16 protein-coding genes are annotated in these 19,308 nt (G+C 56.6%); 5 read left to right on the forward strand and 11 right to left on the reverse strand.

Going from position 1 to position 19,308, the window contains the following annotated elements:
• Positions 1 to 28: 28 nt before the first annotated feature.
• A complete protein-coding gene (locus tag PMI11_RS14790) occupies positions 29 to 1,009 on the reverse strand; it encodes an NAD-dependent epimerase/dehydratase family protein (RefSeq protein ID WP_007818342.1) in 981 nt (326 codons plus the stop codon).
• Positions 1,010 to 1,265: 256 nt separating this feature from the next.
• Between PMI11_RS14790 and PMI11_RS14795 the strand changes: the two genes are divergently transcribed.
• Positions 1,266 to 2,006, forward strand: a complete 741-nt coding sequence (locus PMI11_RS14795; RefSeq protein WP_007818344.1) for an ATP-binding cassette domain-containing protein — start codon at positions 1,266 to 1,268, stop codon at positions 2,004 to 2,006.
• Between the two features lie 40 nt (positions 2,007 to 2,046).
• Positions 2,047 to 3,045: an ABC transporter permease gene (locus tag PMI11_RS14800; RefSeq protein ID WP_007818346.1), complete on the forward strand. Its 999-nt coding sequence runs from the start codon at positions 2,047 to 2,049 to the stop codon at positions 3,043 to 3,045.
• A 156-nt stretch (positions 3,046 to 3,201) separates the two neighbouring features.
• On the opposite strand, the gene PMI11_RS14805 is transcribed toward PMI11_RS14800, so the two are convergent.
• The 3 genes from PMI11_RS14805 to PMI11_RS14815 form a co-directional block, all read right to left on the reverse strand.
• On the reverse strand, positions 3,202 to 3,555 hold the full coding sequence (locus PMI11_RS14805; RefSeq protein WP_007818348.1) for an EF-hand domain-containing protein: 354 nt from the start codon (positions 3,553 to 3,555) through the stop codon (positions 3,202 to 3,204).
• A gap of 17 nt (positions 3,556 to 3,572) precedes the next feature.
• Positions 3,573 to 3,815, reverse strand: a complete 243-nt coding sequence (locus tag PMI11_RS36480) for a hypothetical protein (RefSeq protein ID WP_007818350.1) — start codon at positions 3,813 to 3,815, stop codon at positions 3,573 to 3,575.
• Between the two features lie 312 nt (positions 3,816 to 4,127).
• Positions 4,128 to 5,240: an AraC family transcriptional regulator gene (locus PMI11_RS14815; protein WP_244430574.1), complete on the reverse strand. Its 1,113-nt coding sequence runs from the start codon at positions 5,238 to 5,240 to the stop codon at positions 4,128 to 4,130.
• Positions 5,241 to 5,770: 530 nt separating this feature from the next.
• Between PMI11_RS14815 and PMI11_RS14820 the strand changes: the two genes are divergently transcribed.
• On the forward strand, positions 5,771 to 6,916 hold the full coding sequence (locus tag PMI11_RS14820; RefSeq protein ID WP_007818353.1) for an efflux RND transporter periplasmic adaptor subunit: 1,146 nt from the start codon (positions 5,771 to 5,773) through the stop codon (positions 6,914 to 6,916).
• Entirely contained in the window at positions 6,913 to 10,080 is a 3,168-nt protein-coding gene (locus PMI11_RS14825) for an efflux RND transporter permease subunit (RefSeq protein WP_007818354.1), read from the forward strand. The genes PMI11_RS14820 and PMI11_RS14825 overlap by 4 nt, the downstream gene beginning before the upstream one ends.
• Before the next feature lie 23 nt (positions 10,081 to 10,103).
• On the opposite strand, the gene PMI11_RS14830 is transcribed toward PMI11_RS14825, so the two are convergent.
• The 6 genes from PMI11_RS14830 to PMI11_RS14855 form a co-directional block, all read right to left on the reverse strand.
• Positions 10,104 to 11,120, reverse strand: a complete 1,017-nt coding sequence (locus PMI11_RS14830) for an AI-2E family transporter (protein ID WP_007818357.1) — start codon at positions 11,118 to 11,120, stop codon at positions 10,104 to 10,106.
• A 172-nt stretch (positions 11,121 to 11,292) separates the two neighbouring features.
• On the reverse strand, positions 11,293 to 11,787 hold the full coding sequence (locus PMI11_RS14835; protein ID WP_007818359.1) for a DUF1269 domain-containing protein: 495 nt from the start codon (positions 11,785 to 11,787) through the stop codon (positions 11,293 to 11,295).
• 187 nt (positions 11,788 to 11,974) lie between these two features.
• Positions 11,975 to 13,645, reverse strand: coding sequence for an alpha/beta hydrolase (locus tag PMI11_RS14840; RefSeq protein WP_007818360.1), 1,671 nt, complete (start codon positions 13,643 to 13,645; stop codon positions 11,975 to 11,977).
• A gap of 83 nt (positions 13,646 to 13,728) precedes the next feature.
• Complete coding sequence (gene arcA / locus PMI11_RS14845) at positions 13,729 to 14,976, reverse strand: arginine deiminase (RefSeq protein WP_007818362.1); 1,248 nt, start codon at positions 14,974 to 14,976, stop codon at positions 13,729 to 13,731.
• Positions 14,977 to 14,994: 18 nt separating this feature from the next.
• Entirely contained in the window at positions 14,995 to 16,428 is a 1,434-nt protein-coding gene (locus PMI11_RS14850; RefSeq protein WP_007818365.1) for a basic amino acid/polyamine antiporter, read from the reverse strand.
• Positions 16,429 to 16,663: 235 nt separating this feature from the next.
• Positions 16,664 to 18,094 carry a basic amino acid/polyamine antiporter gene (locus tag PMI11_RS14855; protein ID WP_007818367.1) on the reverse strand — a complete coding sequence of 477 codons (1,431 nt, stop codon included), beginning with the start codon at positions 18,092 to 18,094 and terminating at the stop codon, positions 16,664 to 16,666.
• Positions 18,095 to 18,447: 353 nt separating this feature from the next.
• Between PMI11_RS14855 and PMI11_RS14860 the strand changes: the two genes are divergently transcribed.
• Complete coding sequence (locus PMI11_RS14860; protein WP_007818369.1) at positions 18,448 to 18,942, forward strand: YqhA family protein; 495 nt, start codon at positions 18,448 to 18,450, stop codon at positions 18,940 to 18,942.
• Between the two features lie 139 nt (positions 18,943 to 19,081).
• Here the strand turns inward: PMI11_RS14860 and PMI11_RS37935 are convergent.
• A partial coding sequence (locus PMI11_RS37935; protein WP_210161447.1) for a hypothetical protein occupies positions 19,082 to 19,308 on the reverse strand: 227 nt, incomplete at its 5' end.

Consider the following 19,308-nt stretch of genomic DNA (forward strand, 5'->3'; position numbering starts at 1 on the left):
ACGGGCACGGCATGCCCGCCACACGAAATCAACCCGGATACCAGACGATGCGAGGCTCCTCCTTCGAACGCTCGTATTGCCACGCCGAGTCGATAAGCATTTCGAGATCGTAGTTTGGCCGCCAATTCAGCAGGTATTTCGCCTTGCTGTTGTCCATCCAATTGGAATGAAAGCGGCTCGCTATGTCGACGGAGCCGAGACTTCGCGTGCGCGCCAGGTAGGCGGCGACCTCAGCATAGTCGACAGGTCGATCCATGCAGATATTAAAGAGTTGCCGCTCCGCCCGGGGGTTGTCGATCGCTGCCAATATTGCAGATACGAGGTCATCGACATGCACGAAGTTGCGTTTCAGCGGACGGCCGTCAGCATCGAGCAGCAGCGGCACCGTACCCATGGCCGCATAGCCCCGCGCGGCTTCTTCCGGAACGAGTGTCTTCCAGTCCGGGCCGCCGAACACGTCGTCTCCGAAGGACAGCGAATATTTGAAATCGTCCTTTTCCATGATCCAGGGCGCACGCAGGCAACAGCCATTGAGGCCGTACTGAATGCCAAACTGCTCCAGCATGACCTCTTCCAGAACCTTGGAGAGCGCGTAGCTTCCCGGATAGGCGCAATGGGGTGCGCTCTCAGTGATCGGCCCATTGTGGCGATAGTGGAAATGCCCGATGCCCGCATCGCCACCGATCAGGATGAACTGGCCTGCCGTGACACTCGCACGGAACTCCTCAAGCAGCCAAAAGAGACCTTTGACCGTGACATCCATGACATCTTCAGGCGTTTCCTTGCATGTGGCGAGATGCACGACATGGGTAACATCAGAGAGCGCTGCGGCCACAACATCCCGATCGGCGATCGAGCCGCGGATGACTTCGACACGGTCGGTCGCCTCGCACAAACGGTTATGACAAAGCGCGCGAATACGAGCTTTGGAAAATCTCGGATCGTCAAGCAGCCCAGCAATGAAGCGCCGCCCGACCTTGCCCGTCGCACCGGTAACAAGGATCAGCATGCTCTCTCTCCCACTGATAGCTAATATTCGGACGCCGCTTCCGTCAAATGATATTTGTCCGACAAAACAGATTTTTGTTACAATAGGGCCAACACCTCGGACAATGAGTTGACGCTGTCACGGGGTTTTGCGTAAATGCTAATAATCGCTTTTCCTGGGAGGATATTGGAAAGGCGAATTCGCTTGAGCCTCGTCGAAAACAAGCCGGGTCCAGAGCGAACTGATAGCGACAAGTTTTTGGGAGGCCAGGAGGCTGGTGGCGGTTCTCGAGCTCACCAATATTTCCAAACATTTCGGTGCCATCCAGGCCGTCAACGATGTTTCGTTTTCGCTCGAAGCGGGGCAAGTGGTCGGCCTCATGGGTGATAACGGTGCCGGCAAGTCCACATTAGTCAAGATGATCGCCGGCAACTTTCGACCGAGCCACGGAACCATGCGTCTCGATGGCGCCGAAATCGTGCTTCATCGGCCGAAGGAGGCACGGCTGCATGGCATCGAGATCGTTCATCAGGATCTGGCGCTCTGCAACAATCTTACGGCGGCAGCGAACGTGTTCCTTGGACGAGAATTGCGCCGCGGCGTATGGCCTCTTCGCATCCTCGACTACAAGACCATGTACAAGCGCGCCGGCGAGATATTTCGCGAACTCAAATCCGAGACGCGGCCGCGCGATCTCGTCAAGCAAATGTCGGGTGGACAGCGGCAAGCGGTCGCGATTGCTCGCACGATGCTGTCGGAAGCGAAAATCGTGCTGATGGACGAGCCGACAGCAGCCATTTCCGTGCGGCAGGTGGCCGAGGTTCTGAATCTGATCCGCCAATTGCGTGACCGGGGCATTGTCGTAGTCCTGATCAGCCACCGCATGCCCGACGTCTTTTCGGTCGCAGACCGCGTGATCGTGATGCGGCGGGGCAGAAAAGTAGCCGACAAGCCAATTGCGGCAAGTTCGCCCGAGGAAGTGACGGGGCTCATCACCGGCGCCATCGAACAGGTGTGATCGATGCTATCCGTTGCAGCAGCTAGAAAGAAGGTCGACGATGGCGATTACACTTGACCAGACGATCGGACAGAAGCAACGGAGTTGGCTTGCGGCGATCTTGGGCGGCCAGACATTCTGGGTTCTGATTGCGGTCATTTTCGCCTGCATTTTTCTGTCGATGGCGACAGACTCCTTTGCGACGGCAAAGAACATCTACAACATCACCCGCAACGTCACCTTCGTCGCAATTATCGCGCTGGGCATGACGCTGGTCATCATCACCGGCGGCATCGACTTGTCCGTTGGCTCCGTGCTTTGCCTGTGCAGCATGGTGCTGGCGGTCGTCATGCACGCGGGGTACAGCATTGAGGTCGGCATCGCCGCTTCGATCGGTACCGCTCTTTTGGTCGGAGCTTTCAACGGCCTATTGATTGCCTATCTCGGCTTCCCGCCTTTCGTCGTCACGCTCGGAATGTTGTCGATTGCGCGCAGCCTTGCGATGGTCGCATCCAACAACACTGTCGTTTTCCAGTTCGGGCCTGATCACGACAAGCTGCTGGCGCTGGGTGGCGGCGCTTGGCTTTTCGGCATCGCCAATCCAGTGCTTTACATGATCGTGCTGGCACTTATTACCGGTTTTGTGCTGCGCTGGACCAAGTTCGGCCGCTATGTTTTTGCCATCGGCGGCAATGAGCACGCCGCGACACTGACGGGCGTTCCCGTGCAGAGGATCAAGGTTATCGTCTATATGATTTCCGCCCTGTCGGCAGGGGTTGCCGGCATCATCCAAACCGGTTGGCTCGGCGCTGTCACCACAAATATCGGCGCCGGGATGGAACTTCAGGTCATCGCCGCTGCGGTCATCGGCGGCGCCAATCTGGCCGGCGGCGTCGGCACCGCCTTTGGGGCATTGATCGGCGCCGCGCTCATCGAGGTGATCCGCAACAGTCTTGGCCTGCTCGGCATCAACGCCTTCTGGCAAGGCTGCTTTATCGGCGGTGCAATTGTCCTTGCCGTTCTTTTCGACCGAATTCGCAACTTGCGACGCGACGAGTAAGCGAATTTGGTCCCACATCCTTGAGCCTCACGAGACCGATATGATAACTATGTGAGGGTCGCCTGAGTGCAGCCCGCCGGACGAACACCACCCGGCCGTCGCTACCGCTTAGAGGGAGCGGAAACACGTTGCCTTGGCGCTTGGGTCGCTTGTGCGTTACTGCAGGCTTCCGTCGCCGCCGCGGTCGGCGGCCTTGAAGTCCGCCATCACCCTATTCAGGAACTCGTTCTGGCTGATCTTGCCGTCACCGTTGGCATCGGTGGCGGAGAATTGCTGGGCGGTCAGAACTCCGACAACTTCGTCAGAGTTCAGGCTGCCGTCCTTGTTCTTGTCAAGGCTCGTGAAGGCCGATGTCATGAAGGCTTGATATTCAGATCGGTCGACCGCTCCATTCTTGTCACGATCGAGCCGGTCCATTTGGCCCTGGTTCATAGCGACCGGTTGGTTCTGCGCGGTGGCCGCAATGGCGGTAAAGAAAACGAATCCCGTCAACAGGACTACTCTTTTCATAATTCCGACCTTTCGCGTCAATGACATGTCAACGCACTGCCGCCCGCAGCGCCCAGCGTAGCGCCGCCGCCAACAGCCCAGAGCTGCCCGGTCCCCGAGCCAATGGTCGCACCAAGCAATCCGCCGACGACCGCGCCGCCGACCGTACCGGCGATGCAACCGAACTCATTACTGCGTCCTGCTTGGGACGTCGAAGAAGACTGGCAGCCAGACAAGGCAAGGCAGCCTAAGAGAGTAAGACCTATCGTGCACTTGGTCATTTTTTCCTCCAGTATATCCGTTCACGTTTAAGACAAACAGGCGGAGGCACCGTTGAGTGGCGGCTGAGTATGTTCCTCATGTGCGAGAGATTTTCTGCTAATTAGAAGCAACTCACAGACGAAACATACAAAGCGCGCGCCAAAGCTGCAACGCTACTACTGAATACTACCACTGCGCATGGTTGAAAACAACACCTGCGCCTATCTCCACCGCTGATGTCCTGCTAGAGCGAGAACAGATCGCTGGTTTCAGCGCTCCCAGACCGGATGCGGTCCCGCTCCTGTCTTGTTTAAAGCGATCGTCGGTCCGCCTTAGCCGTGAAGCCGGCGCAGCAGCACGCCAAACCGTTCTTCAGGCGCGTACGCCTTCAGATCGGTCGCCGGCTTGTACGGCAGATCGGCCTTTTGTCCGCTCCTTACGTCGGTGGGACTACAACCGAATTCGCGGCGGAAAGCGCGGCTGAATTCCGTCCCATCGTTGAAACAATGTTGCTCAGCGATCTCGATGATACGGCGTTGGTCGGTCGGGTCACTCAGTGCCGAATGTGCATCTAGCAGGCGCCGATGCTGAATATAATGCATAACGCCGCCGAACGGTTCGAACAGGCGATAGAGCCGCGAGCGCGAGACGCCAAGTTCCCGACGCAGGGACTCTGCTCCAAACTTCGGATCGAATAATCTGGCCTGGATAATTCGATGCGCCCTTTCGATCAGCACCGACGCAATCGGCTCCCGCGCTTCTTCGATATGGTCTGCAGAAGGCGACGCACAGGCGAGTATCATTGCCCGCGTGGCAGCCACCAGTGCTGGAAGTTCAGCTTCATCAATCACCGGCAGCCGCTTGGCAAGACCAATCATGTAGTCCGTGAACAGTCGACCCATTCCGGTGCTGAGATTGGAGAATTCCGCAGCATTCAGGGCGCCCGTTACTTCGGTGCAAAAATCACGTGGAACGAACAACATCAGCATTTCACTATTGGTGATATTCCCTTCGAAGGGTCGGCCGAGAGTATGGACCTGAACCACACCCGCACTGCCTTCAAACGTCCTGGCTGGTGCGATAGTATTTACGCACCCGTAAAGTAACGTTGTCAGCGTCCAATGATCCAGTGGATCCCTTCGTGTATGTCCGGGCAGGCTGACGAATCCCAATGCGTCGGTCTCGATGCGAGAGAATGCAAGGCAACCGAGGTCCCAGGTCACTTGCTTGCCGCCAAAGCCGACTGTCACGTCGTCCGGTTCGTCGAACTCGAGCATGGGTGCAAAGTTGTTGCGCCAAGCTTCAAACTGGTATCCTGGGGGAAGATCGTGTGTCGTGAGCTCATAAGTGGGCAGGTGCTTGGGGCCACGTGCTCCCTGTTCGGGCTCAACTGGTGTTTGTTTCGGCGCCGCGGGCTTTGCATCTGAGATTGTGCCGTTGGCCAATATATCTCTTCCAATCGCGCCTTCGGCTCTCATAGCTTCACACTCCCAATAACTAGGAGAGCACGCAACCGGTCACCTACCGCGGCTACGTCTACTGAAATCAAGCAAATCACCCTTTTCCGAAGATGCTGCTCCGACATCACTCCCCCCGACGGCCAGATACTCACCCCTGCGTAGCAATAGTGCATAACACAATTAATCCGGATTGTTTAGATGTTGCTTACATCCAAAGCTGCACGGGATCGCCCGCCACAACTGCAGCGCCGACGTGGTAAACAACATACGAACACTCGCATGCCACTTCTGGGTGGTACTCGGAATAGCTCGGACCACCCCTGCACGTCAGCAGCAAATTGCCGACACATCTCTTGGGCGCGCGCAACAGGTCGAACTGTTCTCTATTCGCTCCACGTCCCAAATCTTGGCAATCAGTCCATTTCTATGTGGAGTGGTGGGGAATTTCTTGTTCGCAGAGTGGTCTGCAATATATATTTTCTCCGTGCGACGATGCTATCGCCTTGGAGATCCAGATGAAAAATATCTCCTGGACTATCCTTGCCATCTCTCCTTGGCTCATCTTTTTTTCAGCATTGCCGGTCCGCATTTCAGCGCAGGACACCCCTCCTGTGGGCCGGCCGCCCCCCACTGTCGTGGTGCAATCGGTTGTCGATGGACCGGTTGAATCTCCGAGTGAGAATATCGGCCGCGTAGAGGCCCTGGAGGCGGTGGACGTTCGCGCTCGCGTTTCGGGTTTCATTGAGGAAGTCGCATTCAGTCCGGGCGCGGCCGTAAGAGAGGGCGATATTCTGTTTGTCATTGAGCCTGCGCTCTATGAAGCTGCCGTCGCCACTGCCAAGGCGCAGGTCGCACGTGCCGAGGCAACCCTTCAGCAGGCCACGGATAATCGAAACAGGAATGCGGAACTTGTCCGACGCAGCACCGTGGCGCGCGCCGCCTATGAAGAGTCCCAGACAGCCTTTGAGATTGCGACCGCCGACCTTGCCGCAGCTCAGGCGGGCCTCACGAAAGCTGAACTCGATCTTTCCTACACGCGCATAACAGCGCCGATCTCGGGCCGCATCGGTCAGCCGCTTTTTACCAAGGGCAATTTCGTTGGTCCGGATGTCGGAGCGCTTGTTCGACTGGTGCAGGTCGATCCGGTGCGCGTTGCCTTTTCTGTCACCGAAGGAGACATCACAACCTATCGTCAAAGAGACGCGGCGGAGATGAAATCGACAGCAGAGGCCATGAAATTGAGCCTGAGGTTACCAAACGGCAGCGTTTACAACCAGGATGGTGTTCTGGAGTTCCTATCGCCAGAAGTCGATTCAAGAACAGGAACAGCAACCGTCGGAACGATATTCCCAAATCCCGAGGGACTGTTGATGCCTGGCCAGTTCGTCAAGCTCATTGTCGGCAGCGCCCACCAGGCTATGGGGCCATCCGTGCCCCAAACCGCCGTCCTGCAAGACCGCGACGGTCGCTTCTTATACGTGATGGGCGAGAACAATATTGTTCGGCAACGCCGTATCGACACCGGGGCGAAGGTCGGTGATCTGTGGGCTGTCCGACAGGGTGTGAAATCGGGAGAAAAGATCGTTGTGCAAGGGACGCAACGGCTCTCCGATGGTATCGCTGTCCAGCCCGTCGAGCAAGATGCTGGGAAGCAGCCATGATTTCAGGTTTCTTCATCTCCCGTCCACGGTTCGCAATTGTCGTCGCCATTATCTTGTGCCTTGCCGGCGGCCTATCGATTTTCGGGCTTCCCATTGCCCAATATCCCAACATAACGCCGCCAAGCATCACGGTTTCGGCTTTCTATCCCGGCGCCAATGCCGAGGTTATCGCAAAGGTGGTCGGGGACCCGCTGGAAACGGCGATCAATGGCGTCGATGACATGATATATATGTCATCAAACAGCTCCGATGCCGGTACCTATACGCTAACGGTGACCTTCGCCGTCGGCACCGATCCCAACCTCGCCCAGATCAACGTCCAGAATCGTGCTCAGCTTGCGACCGCACAGTTGCCGGCTGCGGTCTCCCAGCAGGGGATCACCGTGCGAGCCCGCTCTCCTGATTTCCTGGTGGCCTTCGGCTTCTATTCCCCGGATCACACGCTCAGCGAACTCGACATTGCAAATTACCTCTCCATGAATGTGACAGACGCCCTATCGCGCGTGCCGGGTGTCGGCGAAGCGTCGGTCATGGGATCGTCCCAGTATAGTATGCGCATCTGGATGGATCCCGTGCGCATGGCAGCGCTCGAAATAACACCGGATGATGTCGCATCGGCAATTCAGGCCCAGAATATTCAGGCGTCGATCGGCCAGGTCGGCGGTCCACCTTCGCAAGACAATGCGAAGGTTCAGTACACGCTGGTCGCCCAAGGACGACTTGAGGAGACCGAAGCCTTCGGCGACATTATCGTGAAGACAGGCCAGGCGGGCGCTCTCGTTCGCATTCGCGATATCGGCCGGGTCGAACTCGGGGCGCAAAGCTATGCTTCCAGCGTGAGAGTGAACGGCGCTCCTGGCGCAATGCTCGTCGTAAATCAGGCACCGCGCGCCAATGCGCTGGGTACGGCAGATGCGGTGACCAAGGAACTTGAAACTCTCTCGCAGCAGTTTCCGCGCGGTCTGACCTATGAGCCAGTTTATGACTCGACGCAGTTCGTGCGAGCGTCCATTCGCGAAATCATCATAACGCTCGCAATCACCTTCATAATTGTCGTGGCAGTCACCTTCTTGTTTCTTGGAGAATGGCGCGCCACCATCATTCCTGCGCTTGCCATTCCGGCATCGCTGATCGCCACATTCGCCGTTCTTTATGTCGCGGGGTTTTCAATCAATCTCATCACGCTGCTTGCGCTCATATTGGCGACGGGACTTGTTGTTGATGACGCCATTCTCGTCGTGGAAAATGTGCAACGGCTCATGAAAGATGAGGGATTGGACGCAAAAACTGCCAGCGAAAGGGCCATGCTACAGGTCACCGGCCCGATCATCTCCACGACGATGGTGCTACTGGGCGTGTTTGTTCCGACGGCATTTCTGCAAGGCATTAACGGCCAGCTTTACCGGCAGTTTGCGATCACAATCTCCGCATCGCTCGTCTTTTCATCTTTTATCGGTTTAACCTTGAGCCCGGCCCTTTGCGCGACCCTGCTCCGCAAGCCGGCAGAACTCAGCGGACCGCTGGCAAGATTCGAGTCCGTGCTGGAAAAGACGCGCAATGGCTATACCCGTGTTGTCAGCGGTCTCGCTCGGCGTATCGTCATTGTTCTTGGCATCCTTGCTGCCACGATCGTCGTAGCAATGCTGCTTTTCCTGAAAGTGCCGTCGTCATTCCTGCCGGATGAGGATCAGGGCTTCCTCTTTGTGGATCTTCAGCTGCCCAATGCATCCACACTTTCGACCACGGAAAAAACGATGCAACAGGTTGAAGCGGCGCTGCGAGAAACGGTGGGCGTGGCGAAGGTCGTGACGATATCCGGTTTCAGCCTTCTGCAGGGCGGCTCTGTGCCGAATGGCGGCTTCGCCATTGTCATGCTGGATCCCTGGGAAAAAAGAGACGCGCCAAACCTGTCAACAACAGCCTTACTGGCATCGCTCAATGCGCGCTTCTCGACCCTTCCGCAGGCCAACGTTGCTGTATTCGCTCCTCCGCCCATCCCCGGCATCGGGCAGGTGGGAGGATTGGATTTCAGGCTGCAAGCACGCCTGGGTCAGTCGCCGGAAGACATCAGTCAGGTGGCGCGGGCGCTGATAGCCGCAGCCGGCCAGACACCAGAGATTGCCGTTGCATCCAGTTCTTTCTCGGCGGATGTCCCCCGGGTTTTCGTGAATGTCAATCGCGTGCGGGCCGAAAGCCTGGGCGTGAGCGTCGATCAAATTTATTCTACGCTCGGTGCGCAGTTCGGCGGACGATATGTCAACGATTTCACCCATGACGGCAGATCATTCAAGGTCAACCTGCAGGCGGACAGCCAGTTCAGAACAATTCCGAATGATGTTCTCAATCTGCGTGTCAGAAGCCGTGATGGCGCGATGGTACCCCTGCGCACTCTGGTAACCCTGGAACCAGACCTTGGACCGTTTTCGCTGTCGCGGTATAATCTTTTCCCCGCCGCTCCTATAAACGGAATTCCGGCCGTGGGAACCAGTTCGGCGCGGGCGATGGCGGCTTTCGAGAGCGCAGCCTCAGAAGTGCTGCCTGAAGGCTACGGCTACGAATGGTCAGGGCTCTCCCTGCAGGAACGGCAATCTGCGGCGCAGACCCCTATGATTTTGGCGCTGGCGCTCATCTTTGCGTTCCTGTTTCTTGTTGCCCAATACGAAAGCTGGACCCTGCCGGTCTCCATCATCCTCTCGCTCTCCTTTGCCGCTTTAGGCGCAATCACGGCGCTTGCGGTATCAGGACTGGAAAACTCGCTATATGCCCAGATTGGTATCGTTCTACTGATTGGCCTTGCTTCGAAAAATGCCATCCTGATCGTCGAATTTGCGCGAGTTGAGCGGGAGCGCGGGCTCTCGATCGTTGATTCAGCGGTTTCCGCAGCGGCTCAGCGTTTTAGGGCGGTCATGATGACTGCCGTTTCGTTTATCTTGGGAATGATCCCGCTGGTGGTCGCAACGGGCGCCGGTGCCAACGCCCGCCAAGCACTTGGCGTCACCATCCTTGGAGGCATGTTGGCGGCAACGACCGTGGGAATATTGTTGATCCCGGGATTGTTTGTCGTTGTGGAACGATTTGCAGAATGGTTTTCCGGCCGGTTCACCCGCCCTGTCGATGGTGCTCGGGAAGAAGAGAGGGCGGAACAGCGAGGATCGTCACGCTGACCGGCCCCGTGAATCTGGGCCGGTCAGCGTGACGACCCTCGCGAAGCGAGTGTTGCGATCCATCTCGTGGATTGCTCGCCTGAGCAATAGACAATGAAGGCAATGAGAATTGGCACACCGATGAAGGCGCCAGGAACACCCCACATGAAGCTCCAAAAAAACACTGCGAAAATTACCGCAAACGGCGAAATCGAAAGAGAAGTACCAATCAGCAGCGGCTCAAGATAGCTCCCAATAATAAATTGGATCAGGTTAAGCCCCACGAAGACCCCGACCGCCATCGGCCATGACTCGAATTGGGCAATGGCAAACAGTGTCGGCAATACCGTTGCGACAAACGGACCCAAGAACGGGATATAATTGAGCGTAAAGGCGATCGCGCCCCAAGCGGCCGCAAGTTCCAGCCCTGCCGCGAGCGCGAACATCCAGACGACGAGACCCGTCAACAAACTGGCGAATGTGCGCACGATCATGAAGCGGCGCAATTTCATGCCAATCTCGCGGTTTGCAAGGAGAATGTGCGCGCCATAAGGCTGTGCAGCAGGGGTCTTCAGTCTTTCGTTGAAATCGTCAACCTCGAGCAGACCAAGCATGGTGAAGACAAGGACCAGCAGTGCGAAGCCGGCAAAACTATTGACTCGCCCAGCCATTCCTTGCGTGAAGCCAACCAGCCACCGCACATCGAAACGGTCGGCGAGCACGCCGGCGATTGCTATGCCATGTCCTTCCAGCCAATCGGTCCAGCTCGCGTAGATGAGCTGGAAACGGCCCGCATTGGCGAAAAGCCATTGACCGAGTTTGCCGAACCCCCAAGCGACCGATGAACTGATGGCGGCAATGATTGCCATCGTTAGAATAAGGGTGAGAAGCAGCGCTATCAGCTGCGGCAACCACCGCTGCAGTGCGGATTGGATTGGACAAACCAACGCGACGAGAAACAGCGAGAATGCAAGCGGAACGAAGATCGCTTGAGCGAAATGAAGGAGGGCAAGAATCAGAATGCCGGTCGCAATAGGTCCGAATTGCCTTTGTCCTGTCATGTTTCACTCCCTATCGGCTCGCCAAACGGAATATCAGGATGCTCATGCGCCGATTGGGCGTCGCCTGGATTGCCTGGCGACTTCGAAAATTTCGATTTTCGCATACCTCCTTCTCGCCGGCTCAATGCCGGCGATCACAATGGGTTACGCTTCAGGCGTGAACATCGGCCAATTACGCTGCCGCATCTTTCTGCAGGGCGTCACGTAAAATCTGCTCCTTGGTCTCATCCAAGGAGGTTTTAAGCACAACACCGCCAAAACCGGATATTTCCTTCAGCAGCTTATCGGCCGTCATTTCCTGCACCAGCACAAACAACGCCGCATTCCCGGGCTGCAGGCTGCTCGCAAGGTCTTTCATGAATGCATCGTCGATGCCGACATCGGTTAGTGCGCCTGCTATGGCTCCCGATGCCGCCCCCACGGCCGCGCCGATGAGCGGGTTCAGAAACAGGACACCTACGAGAAGGCCCCAAAAACTGCCCGACACAGCTCCAGACGTCGTCATACTTACAAGCTGGTTCAGCCTGACTTTGCCGCCCTGTGTCTTTGTTGCGATGACAGCGTCACCAAGTTTGATCAAATACTCCTTCTGCAGTTCGATAAGGCGTCGGCGCACCTCCTCAGCCTTTGCTTCCGTTGGATAGACGATGGCGATCAGACTAGACATGACACCCTCCAAGTTGTGAACCGAACCCTTAGACCTTGATCACGAGGCCACATCGAAAACATATCGCGCGAATGGAGCGAGGAAATTGGCACAGAATCCCAGAGTGATGCGTTGCGTCTCTTTTTGAGTGCGCCGTCAGCAATGCATACGACGCTACAGTCGACCGGCGCCGTATTTGATTAAAACCCTATCCGTGCGCGGCCACCTCAGCGCCACTTCGAAACTTGTTCTCGAAAAATGTCTTGAGGCGGAGAACATCATCGGGGGAAAGACCCTGCGGATCAGTGACGGCAATCCACGCATCGATATAGTGTTCCGGTGCATAGACATGGCCATACCCGATCGGAGATGTGGTGGCTGTTGCCATGTCCAGCAAAAGCTGGGTCATTGTGACCAGGGGGAACCAGCGAAACTCAGGGGATACATCCGGACCGCGTGGCATCTTCATCCAATCAGGCTCTCGGTAGAGCGAATGAAAATCGAAAAACGTTACTGGATCGCTGGCATACTGCAGGTAAACGATCCGGATCGGCCCCCAGACGGAACCCGGGATGTTTAGCGCATTATGCTGATTGGTAAATCGAACGATGGAGCCGTCGCGGAAACGCGGCAACCAGGCGGGCGAACCCGGATTGCGATTCGCAGTCACCGACTTCCACGTGCGGCTCTGGAAGGGAGGCCCGCTCCACAGCGCGCCTTGAAACGGGTCGGCAACGATATCGAAGAGATCGGCCGAAAGCTCTGAATTCATTGCGCCGAGGCTGAGGCCATGCAGGTACAGTTTCGGGCGCTGATCACGAGGGAGTGTGATCCAATAGCGATAAACTTCACGGAAAAGCGCGCGCCCCGCTTCTGCGCCGTAGGCTGGCTCGACTAACAGCGACAGCCAACTGCTCAGGTATGAATACTGGAGGGCTACGCTCGCAACGTCGCCCTTGTGAAGGAATTCGACTGTGTCCACTGCCGCGGGGTCGACCCAACCAGTCCCCGTTGGAACAATGACGATCAGAATGGATCTCTTAAAAGCCCCGTTTCGCTTGAGCTCCGCCAAAGCCAACCGAGCTCTCTCCTCAGCGGTATCTGCGCTGTTAAGTCCGACATAAACCCGGATAGGGTCGGGAGCGTTTTCGTGGAAGAAATTGCCAATTTCAGCGCCTGTAGGCCCGGAAATAATGAACTCGCGGCCCCGCCGACCCAGTTCTTTCCAGTCGATAAGAGAAGCCGCACTGCCTGTTTTTAGAGGATCACCCGGCATCGCCAGATCATCGTCAATCATGGCGTCGAGCTGCTGGAATGACGTATCCGCAATCCGCAACGCTGTTCTGAAAAGAAGGCCCTCTGCGATTGACCAAAACAATCCGACCGCAATCAAACCGCCCACGAGAATGGACACTCGTCTTGGAAGAAACCGTTCGAACAAAGCCGCGAGAACCACGCAAGTCAGCCTGAAGAGCCGCGCGAACAATACCAGCAAGCCGAACACCGCCAGCGCAATGACGAGAAGCTCAAAAGGCTCCGCGCTTTGCACTGGATCGAGCCCCATCAGTTTCCGGATGGAGTTCTGCCACTCAGTCGCTCTCCAGAGAACGATAGCCGCAATTGCGACGCAGATGGCAAGAGACGCGATCTTCACAAATGTTCGAATACGCGGCAGCGGCAATTCCAAATAGAGCCAAAGCCAACGCATCAAGACGCCGATCCCATAACCCAGCGCTGCGCAGAAACCGGCAACAATGCCTTGAACCAGGTAAGTTCGTGGCATCAGGCTCGGGCTTAGGGATGCAGCGAAGAAGACAGTACCGACAACCAAACCGAAAATTGAGAATGATCTTCCCAAAGCAATGATTTTCGCCTGCAACTAACCCTCCGCACAGTAGGCGTTGAACTTTGCTACTATAAAGCGTGCGCAGTATTTGCCACAGCGATCAAAGCATCCCAGAATTAGTAATCCACCGCGTCGCGGATGATTGGGCACGTCATGCAATGGCCGCCACCACGACCGCGGCCAAGCTCGGCGCCTATGATGGTAATGACCTCGATACCCTGCTTGCGCAAAAGCGTGTTGGTATAGGTGTTGCGGTCATATGCGAAGACGACACCCGGGGCAGCGCAAACGAGATTGGCACCACTGTCCCACTGCGTGCGTTCGCGCATGTAGTCGTTACCACCCGTTTCAACGATACGTAGCTCCTTGAGGCCCAGAGCATCGCGGACAGTCTCGACAAATGTTCCCTTATCCTTGTGCAGTTCGACCGTCCCCGGCGTTGCACCGGGCCGATACGAAAAGGCGGAGATGCCGTTGACGATATCGGGATAGAGCAGCACGCAGTCGCGGTCTGCAAAGGTGAACACTGTGTCGAGGTGCATCGCGGCACGCAGCTTTGGCATCGCCGCGACAATGACCCGTTCGGCTGCACCTTGCGCGAAGAGATTGGCGGCAACCTGGCTGATCGCCTGACGCGAAGTGCGCTCGCTCATGCCAATGAGCACATTGCCTTTGCCGATCGGCATGACGTCTCCGCCCTCGAGCGTGGCAAGACCCCAGTCCTTGGTCGGATCGCCCCACCATACCTTGACCTTGCCGGCGAAGTCAGGATGGAATTTATAGATGGCGGTGGTGAGTATGGTCTCCTCGTGGCGTGCCGGCCAATAGAGCGAGTTCAGCGTCACGCCGCCATAGATCCAGCAGGTCGTATCGCGGGTGTACAGCGTGTTGGGCAGCGGCGGCAGCAGATATTCGGTGACGCCAGCCGCCTCGCGTACCAGCTTCAACATCTCGCCGCCGTGCGTCTCAGGGAATTCCTGCGTCGACAGGCCACCGATCAGAGTTTCCGCCAACTCGCGGTTGGACAATCCTTCAAGATAGCTGCGGATCTCATCGACGAGGCCTAGACCGACCTGATTTGGCACCACCTGGTTGTCGAGGATCCACTTCTTGCCTTCAGGAACCGCAACGGTTTCAGCGAGCAGATTGTGCATCTCCACCACTTCGACGCCGCGGTCGCGCATTTTGGTCATGAAGTCGAAATGATCGCGCTTGGCGTTGTCGACCCAGAGAACATCGTCGAAGAGCAAGGCGTCGCAGTTGGTCGGCGTCAGGCGCTGATGGGCACGACCAGGCGCACAAACCATCACCTTGCGCAACTGGCCGACCTCGGAGTGAACGCCAAATTTGATGTCTTGGGTCATGATTCTTCTACCTCCCTATCAAGGCGTGATAGTGCCGCTCAGCAGACCGTAGGCGCCGATCAAGCCGGCGATCACCGTGACGGCCAAAACGATGAGTTCGACGGACGTAAACATCTGCACCTTCTGCTCACGCCGCGCCCAGACGTAGAGAATTGTGCCTGGCACGAACAAGACCGCTACGAGCAGCACATATTTGAGCCCGGCGGCGATGAACATGATGATCGTGTAGATGACCGCAATCCAGGAAAAGATCTGGTCGCGGCCGCGTTCATTGGCGGTTTCTTCATAGCCTTCGCCACTGCGGGCGAGCAGAACGCCGTAACCCGCGACAAGGAGATAGGGCAAAAGAGCCGTGACGCTGGTCATGTCGAGCATGAAGTTGAACGCATCCCGGGACCAATAGGTGGAGATGATGAATAGCGACACGACGATGTTGGTCAGCCACAGGGCATTGGCGGGCACCCGATTGCCGTTCTGCGCGGCAAAAAGCCTCGGCATGTCGTCAGATTTGGCGGCAGCAAACAGGACCTCGGCGCAAATCAGCGACCAGGCGAGATAGGCGCCAAGAACCGAGACCAGAACGCCGATGGAAATGAAGACGGCGCCCCAATGACCGACGACCGCCTCGAGAACGCTGGCCATCGAAGGCTGCTGCACGGCTGCGATAGCCGATTGCGGCATCGCTGCGTAGGGCAGCAGGGTGACCGCCACCATCAGGCCGGTAACGCCGACGAACCCCAGAATCGTGGCGGTGCCGACATCCGCGCGCTCTTTGGCAAAGCGCGAATAGACACTCGCCCCTTCGATCCCGAGGAAAACAAACACGGTGATCAGCATGGTGTCACGCACCTGCGCGACCAATGACTTTTCCGGCATGCCGACGCCGCCGAAGAAGTTTTCGGCGAACTGCCCGTAGTGGAAGGAGAAGATCAACATCAGGATGAAGACGAGGATTGGCACGATCTTGGCGATGGTGACGATGGTGTTGATGAACGCCGCCTGCTCGACGCCGCGCAGGATCATGAAATGAAATGCCCAGATACCTATCAACGACACGATGATCGCAGTGGCGCTGCTTCCGTCGCCGAAGACGGCAGGGAAAAAGCGCCCCAGCGTCGAGCCGATCAGCACCCAGTAGAAGACGTTGCCAAGGCAACTACCGAGCCAGTAGCCAAAAGCCGACAAGAAGCCCATGTAGTTGCCGAAGCCAGCCTTGGCATAGGCGAACACACCCGAGTCGATATCCGGCTTTTTCTCGGCAAGCGCTTGAAACACGCGGGCCAGCATGTACATGCCGGTCCCCGCTATCGCCCAGGCGATCATGGCGCCAAATGGGCCTGTTGCGGCACTGAACCGACCGGGCAGGTTGAATATGCCGGCGCCGACCATCGAGCCGACGACCATCCCCGTTAGCGCAAACAACGAGAATTTCTGAGTAGAGTCTGAAGTCATGGTGTCCCCTACAAAACTCTATCAAATGTCCGAGTGCGCTGACCGCAGCGGGTGCTGATTTGAATTATAGTGTTGTTCGGTCCTCCAGTGGATCAGCATAGAATCCCACGAGCATTCTTCGCGTCCCGATTTTCGTGGCGACTTACGCAAGCAACGACCTTTTGGACCACAATGAAACGCTGCGACTGGCTGAGCCAGCAATGGCGCCGTGGATGCGCACCATTACAGCCTTCGGTCAGACGGAAATGAGACCTGTTGTGATGGAATAGATCGCTATTGCCGCGCCAAGACCGGCAGCTGCGAACATGATCAATTCGCTTGGGGTGAAGACGGTTTTGCCCCTTTCTCGACGCGCAATAATAAAGAGCATTGAACCGGGGCCGTAGATCACCGCCGACAGCAGCAGGTGTTTTGTCCCGGCCGCATAGATCAAGCCCGCAGTGTATATGAGAGCGATCCCTGCACGCATCAGATCCGTCCTGTGGCCGGCCGGATCCCGGTCGTATGTTTCGCCCGACCAGGCAAGTTTAAGCCCGTAAGCAGCAACGAGGAGATAGGGAACGAGGATCATCGAGCTCGTCAGCTCGAGCGCAAGTCTGAACGCATATTGTGTAAATAGCGTCAGAATCAAAAATGTTTGGACCACGATATTGGTGAGCCACAACGCATTCGACGGCACCCCATTCCTGTTTTCGTGCGACAAAAACTGCGGCATGGTTCCGTATTTCGAGGCCGAAAAAAGAATTTCTGCGGCGAGGAGCACCCACGACAGGTAGGCGCCCAGAACGGAAATCAACAATCCCAAACTGACAAATACGGCGCCCCAAGGCCCAACGACGCTTTGCAGAACGCCGGCCATGGACGGGTTGCGCAATCCTGCAAGATCGGCGCGCAACATGGCGCCATAGGAAAGGATCGTGACAAGAGCAAGCAGGCATAATACGCCGAGGAAACCCACAAGCGTTGCCACTCCAACATCGTTGCGGTTCCGCGCATAACGGGAATACACACTGGCGCCTTCGATTCCGACAAACACGAAGACGGTCACGAGCATCGTGGCGCGAACCTGGCTGGCGACGTTGCTGACACTGACATCCTCGCCGCCCCAGAAATTGGCCGCGAAAATATCCGCATGGAATCCCCAGGCAACAAAGGCAATGAAAAGGATAATTGGAATGATCTTCGCGAAAGTCACGATGGTGTTGACCGCGGCTGCACCCCTGACACCGCGCAGAATGAGCGTGTGAAAGAGCCACAGCAAGATCGATGAGCAGAGGATCGCTATGATTGTGTTACCGTCCCCGAAGACGGGGAAAAACAAGCCAAGCGTCGACTTGATCAGGACGAAATACGAAACATTGCCGAGACAGGCAGCCGACCAATATCCAAGCGCAGAGAGAAACCCGAGATAGTTGCCGAACCCGGCTTTTGCATAAGCGTATATCCCTGCGTCCAGCTCCGGCTTTCGTCGAGACAGTGTCTGAAATACGAAGGCTAGCATCAGCATGCCGATACCGGCGATCGACCATGCGATCAGTGCGCCGAACGGTCCGGTCGCGCGTCCGAAGGCCTGCGGAAGAGAAAAAATTCCGGCCCCGACCATTGAGCCCACGACCATCGCCATCAATGTCCAAACGGAAAAATGCCGATCTGAATCTGAAGCCATCGTCACGCGCTCCTGGCGGACTGGTCGTGTCCGTCGAATTGCCACTTTAGCCTTGCCCTGGAGTCCCGGTAATCGGCATGGAATCCCAAGACTATGCTTCAAGTCCATTTCGACCTGGAATGCCCCCACGGCAATGGCGAGGCGGCGCGGTCCGGGCTATGCTTTGCCAACCGTACGCGTAAATATCTGAATAGCCTGAACGATTGGCCAAAGCTCCTTTCCTCCTATCTTCAGGTCCAGGAATAATCGATACCTTCTGCTGATACGGGGTGCTGGGCATGCCTGATGGAGCCGTTGCCCCCGACATTGCAAGGTGGTTTGACCACCGTCAGTTCTGCCGACGGAGTACGTTTATGCTCTCGCTGTTTCTATCGCTGCGCTATGTCATCATCATCGCGCCTTTAGGCCTTCTAAGCGGTGCTGCGCTCACGTTCTGGGAGGGCACTCTGACGCTCGGCAATGCATTCGCGGCCGTTCGCATGGATCCAAGTTCGTCCGTTATCGCCGCAGTGCTGCGTTCTACCGACAAGTTCATTTTCGGCATCATTCTGATCATCTTTGCATATGCGATTACGTTCGGATTCGTTTTCGATGTGTCGGATGATGAGCGTCGAAAAGTGCCGAGGTGGATGCTACTGTCCACAATTAATGAACTGAAGATTCTCTTCTTCCAGGTCATCATTTTGTATTTGGTGGTTCATTTTGCGACGCTCATCGCGGAAACCGAGGGAGAGCTGGAGTGGAACACTCTCGTGCTGCCCGGCGCTATCGTCCTGCTCGCTGCCGCAATGAAACTGGTGGCGAGTTCGTCGCATGAGGAGAACCGCAGGCGAGCGGCACAAAAGTGATTGCTTTGCAGCCTCTCATCTCAAGCTGGTATTAAGTCTTTGATGACCGCTCGGCATTGTTGGGTCGTCGCGAGGTGTGTCCTGTTAGACGTTCTGCGGCTCACGCCGCGCCAGGAGCGACCGTGTTCAGTGTTTGTATTTAAGCCAGCGACGACAATCGCAGCCTCGACGAGGCAAGCCCCGCTACAGACATACGAAAGCCCTCCGAGATGGAGGGCTTTTTCGTTTTGATCTCTATGCTGGGATCGTTGTTTTTTGTTGCGGCCTTGCTGGATTCGCTTTGCTGACCCTTGTGGTTATGGAGCGCTTTGGGCCGATGAGCTAGCCTCGCGAGGGAAGATGAAGTCTTCACGCCAGCGATAAACT

Source organism: Rhizobium sp. CF142 (assembly GCF_000281145.1).
GTDB lineage: Bacteria > Pseudomonadota > Alphaproteobacteria > Rhizobiales > Rhizobiaceae > Rhizobium.